Below are 7,610 nucleotides of genomic sequence, written 5' to 3'. Positions count from 1 at the left end.
CCAACTACGAATGTGGTAATAACGAAGCTGGAGAAGTAATACCGGCCGAGGGGTTAATCAGGATAAATGTATAGACGGATGTGTTTTTAAACATCTGAAGACGACAGTGATTTAGATAAGACGTTTTTCATCAAGAAGGTTTGAATTATCTACGAACACGCTTTGATGGCACTGAAATAAGTGAAGTGATCCTCGACGTAAGACCAATAGAATTCGCGGCGAACCATTGACCTGAGGTAACCAATCCCCGTATAACAGAGTGGCCAATGCCGTGCTTAGACTGAGAAAAATGTCTTGCCTAAATTACTGCTTGACAAAAGTCGTTTCATAACAGGTATCTTAAGACCAGAACAGGTGTCAGAGAATCGACACGTATCGGTTACAATTTTGTCCGTAATCTGCTTAAGAATGAGGAATTCGGAGACCGGAAGATGTGTGAGGTAAAAACCTCTGATGCCAAGCTTTTCTTAATCAAGCTGCAGTCAGACGGTCGCGGTTCAAGCACGATTAAAACCGTTCGCGGTGTGTTAAGACCTGCTTTTCAGATGGCGGTGGATGATGATTTGCTGATGAAGAATCCTTTCGGATTTGAGCTGGTCGGAGTGATTTACAACACTGAAAAAACAAGACTTGCAATCACCAGAGAGCAGATGAACAAGTTTCTTAAATTTATTCATGACGACAACATCTACTGCAAGTACTATGAGGCAATTTACATTTTGTTTCATACCGGAATGCGAATATCGGAATTCTGCGGTCTGACACTAAAGGATATAGATCTGGAAAACCGAATTATCGATATCAATCATCAGGTGCAAAGATTCAGATCCGGCAAATACGACATCTGCCCCACCAAGACCAGCGCCGGTACCCGCAAGCTGCCGATGACTGAGGAAGTCTATCAGATGTTCAAGTCCCTGGTGGAAAACAGACCGACAGATCTGCCGGAGGTAATCGTTAAAGGTTATGCCGGATTCCTTATCAGGGATAAAGACGGAATGCCCGAAGTGGCTCTGCACTGGGAGCACAGGTTCCAGCATGCAGTTAAGCGGTATAACGACATCTACAAAATTCAGATGCCGTCAATAACACCTCATGTATGCCGCCATACCTACTGCAGCAATCAGGCCCGAGCAAGAATGAATCCTAAAACTCTGCAATACCTGATGGGACATTCTGAAATTTCAGTAACCATGGACGTCTACACTCACCTCGGTCTTGATGATGCCAAGGATGAGATTATCAGGCTAAAAGAGCTGGAGGACGCCAGAAAGGAAATCAATAGCATTGAGCGCGACACCATACGCAGTATGGAGAGTCAGTTCAAGTACATTTAAGGCGTTCAGCCACTAATCCTTTTAAGCTCATGACCATTTTGGCATGGGCTTTTTTCATATCTGCGCATAATTGCGTTCCACTAATAAAATATGAGTAGCAAATGGAGTAGCAAATAGAGTAGCAAATAAGGGACAGAGTCAGTTCAAGTACATCTAAGGCAATCCGCCACTAATCCTATTAAGCTCATGACCGTTGTGCGGCATGGACTTTTTTTAAGTTCATCACATAATTGTGTTAAATCCGCATCGATTTACGGCACTATAAAGCCATCAAAAATAATTTTTAAGCTTATGTTCAATTTTATCACAGCTCTTTTTAGCGCCTAAAATCAACGTTTTTACGAGTAATAAAACTAAAAACTAACCGAGTAGTCAGCCTCCGGATTTTGACTACGATTTGACTACTTTTCGTGTACACAAAAGGCAGTATTTTGGATATTTTTGTCATTTCTGTTAATATTGCGAAAGGCAGTTCTGCATAGGTTGAGAGCCGGCAAACCTCGCAGACATGGGCAATCTCCGGCAATTCTGGACAATCAACAATGACAATTCGGGTGCTTTTCGTGTGCCACGGCAGGATTTGATGCCGATGCAAAGAATGGCAGAAATAAGCCATTTGTGGGCAGAGTGGTATCTGATTTACACCTTGTTTACACCTTTTGATTTTTGAAGGATCACACCTCTGAAAGAGAGAATCAAAAACATGATCAAAATACTATTCGTCTGCTGGGGCAAAAGATTTCAGTATAACGGAAAGCCTAGAAAATAAGACATTCTGAAGATTTAGCAAACGGATTTACACCCCGTTTACACCTTTTAAGGTGAACTACCCGAGGAACGATGAGAGCACTCTGCGTGATGCAGGGTGCTTTCCTTTTGACTTGGTGGAGAAATACTTTGGATTGATTATGCAAAATATTCGCTTCCGAAGGCAAAAATACATGTGAATGAGGAAAAAACTCAAATAGGCGTTGATTTTTTGAAAAAGTTGCGTATAATACATAGTAAGAAGGAAAAGGAGGCTATATATTATGCTACTTCAATTCAATTATAAGAATTTTAAATCATTCAGGGATGATACAACATTAGATTTAACAGCAACAAAGATTTCTGAATTTAATAACCATGTTGTATCTATTGCAAATGAGAAGGTTTTACCTGTTGCGGCAATATTTGGTGCAAATGCAAGCGGAAAGTCAAATGTTCAAGAAGCTTTTAGATATATGTCTGCGTATGTTATTAATTCACTTGACTATGGAAATGAATCAGACACTAAGAAGAATTCCAGGTTTTTCAAACCGACTCCATTTTTGTTCGATAATACAAGTAAAAACGCAGAATCCTCATTTGAAATATATTTTATTGACTCAGAGGAAAGTGGCGCAAAAACTTATAATTATGGTTTCACTGTTGATAGCAATGGCGTATGCGAGGAATGGTTAAACTATAAGTCTAAGTCATCAAGAGGGGATTTCAAGCGCATTTTCTATCGTAATGAAGATGAATTTGATTTTGTAGGTATTCCAACCAAGAGTCAGGAAAACTTAAAAATTGCATTGGAAAAGGAAACACTTATTGTTTCTCTTGGAGCAAAACTCAAGATAGATAAGCTAAAACTTATAAGAGATTGGTTTGTTCATAATGATTTTGCTGATTTTGGTAAGCCAATCGAAAACTATTTTTTATCTCAGTTAATTCCGGAAGGGTTTGAAGAGGATGAGAGGGTTCGTCAAAAGGTTGTTGACTACTTTTCATCATTTGATTCCTCGATAATAGACTTTAAAGTTGAGGTTATAAAATCAGAAGTCGATGATGCAGATAAGCAATTCAGAATTGATGCTGTGCATAAAATGATAGATTCTGAACAGACAACGTCTATTCCACTTCAGTATGAATCAGCAGGAACTCTTAAAATGTTTGCGTTGTATCCTATGTTGCAGGATGTATTGTCAACGGGAGGTGTTTTCTTTATTGACGAACTTAATGCCAGACTTCACCCCTTGCTTGTAAGAGCTTTTGTTATTACATTCCTCAATCCTGAGATTAATACAAATCACGCTCAGTTGATTTTTACATCTCATGATTCATGGCAGCTTAATGGTAATATTCTAAGAAGAGATGAGATATGGTTCACCGAAAAAGATTCAAATGGAATTTCATACCTTTTCTCATTGGCTGATTTTGTAGATGAGGATGGAGCTAAAATCCGCAAGGACGAAAATTATGAGAAGAACTATTTGTTAGGAAAGTATGGAGCAATACCGACTTTGAAACATTTCGACATGTTTAAGGGGGAATAAAGTATGGCTCATATTGAAAGAAACGGGAAGCGGAAAACCCGTGATCAACTAGCAAAAAGAAGAGTACCCGAATTGGGGTACTACTTTATAGTTACTGATACAGAAGAGACTGAACAGAACTATATGTATGGGTTAAGAGATTCTATTCCAGAAGAATTACAGGGCAAGCTGGTAATCAAAGTAATTAAGACTAAATCTAACGACCTAGTTGACGAAGCCAGAAATCTAGCATCGGTAAACGTGCAATATCGAGAAATATGGATTATCTTTGATCGCGATGAAGTCATGAATTTCGATGAGATAATTCGACAGGCCGAAGATAAAGGCATCAACGTTGGATGGACTAATCCATGTATTGAGGAATGGTTTAATGCTTATTTTGGTGCAATGCCTACATATAGTGATTCCGTTGCCTGTTGTAATGGCTTTGCACAGACTTTTAGAAGAATAACTGGGCAGAAATACGTTAAGTCGGATAAGGGTATATATGAGAAACTTAATCGTTACGGTGATGAGGAACAAGCCATAAAACTTGCTGACCAGAAATGCCGCGAGCATAAATTGAATGGCAATGAAAAACCATCAGAAATGTGCCCATGTACGACAGTTCACCGCTTGGTGAGAGAAGTAAAGTCCAAGATTCCAACGGGGTAATTATTTTTGCAGGCTATTTAATACGATCGAGTTATAGTAAAAATCTGTATCCATAGCGTATGAAATATTTTATGGATAGTGGTTTGTATTGGAAACAGCTTCGCAATGGAGCCATAGCAACAGCACAGCCTAACTGTAATGAAAAAACGTTATCAAAGATGTTTTTATCATTACTACTGGTACTGGAGCAAAAAAGAATTGTCGAGAAATCGGACACACTGATGGTACGATTGGATTGAAACATTATAGAGGAAGAAAAATGAGAAAAGCTTTAGTAATTGGGATAAATAATTATCCTTCATGCCCACTAACTGGATGTATAAATGATGCGGTGGAAGTGCAAGCATTATTGGCGAGAAATGGAGATGGGTCAAAGAATTTTGATGCCAAGTTATTAACTGATGTTATGACTAAGAATCAACTAACAGATGAAATAATAGATCTATTTAGTCAGGACGATGATGTGGCACTGCTCTATTTTTCAGGACATGGAGATATTAATGAATTTGGTGGATACATAGTCACACCTGATTATGATAAGTATAATCCGGGTGTTCCTATGGAGCGAATTCTACAAATTGCCAATGAATCTAATTGTAAAAATAAGATTATTTTATTAGATTGTTGCTTCTCTGGTGAATTGGGAAAAGTTGAAGCCATATCTTCAAAATATGACATTGTAGGTAATGGTGTCACGATAATGACAGCGAGCCGCCAAAATGAAAGTTCAATGGAAGTAAATGGTCATGGGGTTTTTACGATGTTATTATGTGAAGCTATGAAGGGTGGAGCGGCTAATATACAGGGGGACATATCTCCGGCTAGTATTTATGCATATATTGACCGGGCACTTGGCGCATGGGAACAACGGCCGATTTTTAAAACAAATACTCAATCATTTGTGCCAATTAGAAGGGTAAAAACCAGGGTTACACGTGAGGATTTAACCATATTAACAAAGTGCTTTAAAACTTCGGATGATATTATGGATTTGGATCCTTCTTATGAATGTACAAATGTTCCAGATGCCAAAATAGAATTAAGAGAACCATACGCTGAAAAAGAGCATGTGGAAATCTTTAAAAGACTGCAATTGCTTGAAAGTATAGGTATAGTTGAGCCATTAAACGAAAATCATATGTATTATGCTGCGATGCATTCAACGGGGTGTAGGCTTACAGAATTGGGTAAGTATTATAGAAAATTAATTGAAGAGGAGAGAATATAATATGAATAAAAAAAGAACGTTTATCAGTTTTGATTATGATTATGATTTAGAACTTAAGAATTTGCTTGTTGGCCAGGCTCGGAAAGATGATTCTCCATTTGAAATTACGGATATGTCAATTAAGGAGGCAATATCATCAAACTGGAAAGAAAACGCGAGAAGGCGAATCAAAGGCTGTGATGTGGTTGTTATTATATGTGGAACACATACAGATCAAGCCACAGGTGTATCTGTGGAACTTAAGATAGCACAAGAAGAAAATATACCGTATTTTTGCCTATGCGGCAGAAGTGATAAGCGATGTGTTATGCCGAAAGGAGTAAGATACTCTGATAAAATGTATAATTGGACTTGGGATAACCTCAAGGCCTTATTTGCAGGCAAACGATAATATACGAAGTGAGGTATACGATTATTTAATGCTTGATTTGATTAAACTTCAGTCTATGAGAGAGTATACGAGAAGGGTGACGTCAGATTGACGTCGTAATGTATGAAGTGGCCTGGGGTCCGCCCTGATCCGTATAACATAGCTAATCGGTCTCGTGCAAAAACACATTTGCAACTTATGGCGCACCCTGATATCCTTCAGCGCATCTGCGATGCGGAGGCGTGAGTTTTGCAGGGTGTTATCAATAGGCAATTTTACGGGTGTTTTACATATTGCTACCGATCCAAAGAAGCGATAGATAACTACATGCTTTATTAGATTTGCCATTCACTTCAAAAAATCGACCATTCACTACATTGGGAGCAATATACAGTGGGTGATATCCGATAATATCTATATAGTGTGCCCTACTGGAGGAATAATATGCGAATAGCTATTTGCGATGATGAAAAAAGAATATGCTCCATCCTTGCCGAGAAAGTAAAGAGATTCTGCTTCAATGCGGAGATCGTAACATATACATCAGGCGAAAGTCTTCTTGGAGCGGACGAGCTTCCTGACATTATACTTCTTGATATAAAGATGCCCGGAAAGAGCGGTATGGATGTGGCAAAGGAACTGAGGGACAGAGATTGGAGAAAGATTCTGATCTTTATTACCGGAGAGGAAGATCGGGTATTTGATTCATTTGATCTCCATGCGTTTCATTTTCTTGTGAAGCCGGTGGCAGATGAAAAACTGAAAATTGTCCTTGATAATGCAGTTCGGGAGTTGGAGCGGCAGGATAATTCGGCGCAAAGCAGGGATAAATACATTGAGATTCAATCCGGAACTTCACATATCCGGGTCAATCTGTCGAAGCTTTTATATGCGGAAGTGTATGATCGGAAGACCATACTTCACCTGAAGGATGAAAACATAGAATATTATGGTCAGTTATCGGTACTTGAAGGACTTGTCGGCAAGGACTTTTATCGTGTTCACCGGTCCTATCTGGTGAATATGAAATATGTGGAAAGGTATGACCGGGCATCGGTAAAGCTGCAAGGCGGTGACAGTATTCCTATTGCAAGACGTGAATATGATGGATTTCTTAAAGCATATCTGGAATACAGCCGCAGGAGGATAGATTCATGAGTATGGAGAGAATGTGGGATATAGCAAGTACGATATCCGCTATTGCAGGTTTATTGATAAGCGAGTATGTGAAAATCTTTCTGTAAATAGAAAAACATCCTGAGAATTTTTTAAAGGCAGTGACCTTCCGGTTACTGCTTTTGTGTTATTAATATTACCTGTTTGTTTTTATAAGTCAAGATTTATGTTTTATAAATAAAATAGTCAATTATTTCTATTTAAATTTAACTATTTTTATTAAAAAACAAAATAATCCCTAGACAGAAGTTTCCGCTTCTGTCTTTTGTTTATACCGGAAATCAGTCTGGTAATCGGCCTTCATACATTATCTGAAATTCACCGTAGATTACCCCCCAGTTTCTTAGAGGCATGGTCCATTTTTTTGTCGCCTCAAACGTGGAAAGATACAGTGCTTTCAGTAGTGCCTGGTCGCTTGGAAATACGCTTCTTTGGCGATTCAGTGTAAGACAATATGAAACGACCTCCACGAATGAATGCAAATCGTGGATTTACCGTGTAAACTGTAGATGTACGTAAACAGATACGGATTTACCGCAAACATT

At 38.7% G+C, this 7,610-nt stretch carries 6 protein-coding genes; all 6 read left to right on the top strand.

Going from position 1 to position 7,610, the window contains the following annotated elements:
* The first annotated feature begins 431 nt into the window (after window positions 1-431).
* The 6 genes from T489_RS0111555 (at window position 432) to T489_RS0111530 (ending at window position 7,047) form a co-directional block, all read left to right on the top strand.
* Window positions 432-1,337, top strand: a complete 906-nt coding sequence (locus tag T489_RS0111555; protein ID WP_232218320.1) for a site-specific integrase — start codon at window positions 432-434, stop codon at window positions 1,335-1,337.
* A gap of 1,031 nt (window positions 1,338-2,368) precedes the next feature.
* Window positions 2,369-3,637 carry an AAA family ATPase gene (locus T489_RS0111550; protein ID WP_031580180.1) on the top strand — a complete coding sequence of 423 codons (1,269 nt, stop codon included), beginning with the start codon at window positions 2,369-2,371 and terminating at the stop codon, window positions 3,635-3,637.
* Window positions 3,638-3,640: 3 nt separating this feature from the next.
* Complete coding sequence (locus tag T489_RS0111545; RefSeq protein ID WP_031580179.1) at window positions 3,641-4,291, top strand: RloB family protein; 651 nt, start codon at window positions 3,641-3,643, stop codon at window positions 4,289-4,291.
* 259 nt (window positions 4,292-4,550) lie between these two features.
* A complete protein-coding gene (locus T489_RS0111540) occupies window positions 4,551-5,519 on the top strand; it encodes a caspase family protein (RefSeq protein ID WP_031580178.1) in 969 nt (322 codons plus the stop codon).
* Window position 5,520: 1 nt separating this feature from the next.
* Window positions 5,521-5,910: a TIR domain-containing protein gene (locus T489_RS0111535; protein WP_031580177.1), complete on the top strand. Its 390-nt coding sequence runs from the start codon at window positions 5,521-5,523 to the stop codon at window positions 5,908-5,910.
* 423 nt (window positions 5,911-6,333) lie between these two features.
* Window positions 6,334-7,047, top strand: a complete 714-nt coding sequence (locus T489_RS0111530; RefSeq protein WP_031580176.1) for a LytR/AlgR family response regulator transcription factor — start codon at window positions 6,334-6,336, stop codon at window positions 7,045-7,047.
* The last annotated feature ends 563 nt before the right edge of the window (window positions 7,048-7,610 follow it).

It is taken from the genome of Ruminobacter sp. RM87 (assembly GCF_000701925.1).
In the GTDB taxonomy this organism is placed as follows: domain Bacteria; phylum Pseudomonadota; class Gammaproteobacteria; order Enterobacterales; family Succinivibrionaceae; genus Ruminobacter; species Ruminobacter amylophilus.
Note: the sequence above shows the minus strand (reverse complement) of the source record. Positions and strands in the feature narration are given on the sequence as shown.

Bases quoted from the DNA above. Each gene is read 5' to 3' on its own strand.
- T489_RS0111530 (WP_031580176.1), top strand. From the start codon at position 6,334: ATGCGAATAGCTATTTGCGATGATGAAAAAAGAATATGCTCCATCCTT.
- T489_RS0111545 (WP_031580179.1), top strand. From the start codon at position 3,641: ATGGCTCATATTGAAAGAAACGGGAAGCGGAAAACCCGTGATCAACTA.
- T489_RS0111555 (WP_232218320.1), top strand. From the start codon at position 432: ATGTGTGAGGTAAAAACCTCTGATGCCAAGCTTTTCTTAATCAAGCTG.
- T489_RS0111540 (WP_031580178.1), top strand. From the start codon at position 4,551: ATGAGAAAAGCTTTAGTAATTGGGATAAATAATTATCCTTCATGCCCA.
- T489_RS0111535 (WP_031580177.1), top strand. From the start codon at position 5,521: ATGAATAAAAAAAGAACGTTTATCAGTTTTGATTATGATTATGATTTA.
- T489_RS0111550 (WP_031580180.1), top strand. From the start codon at position 2,369: ATGCTACTTCAATTCAATTATAAGAATTTTAAATCATTCAGGGATGAT.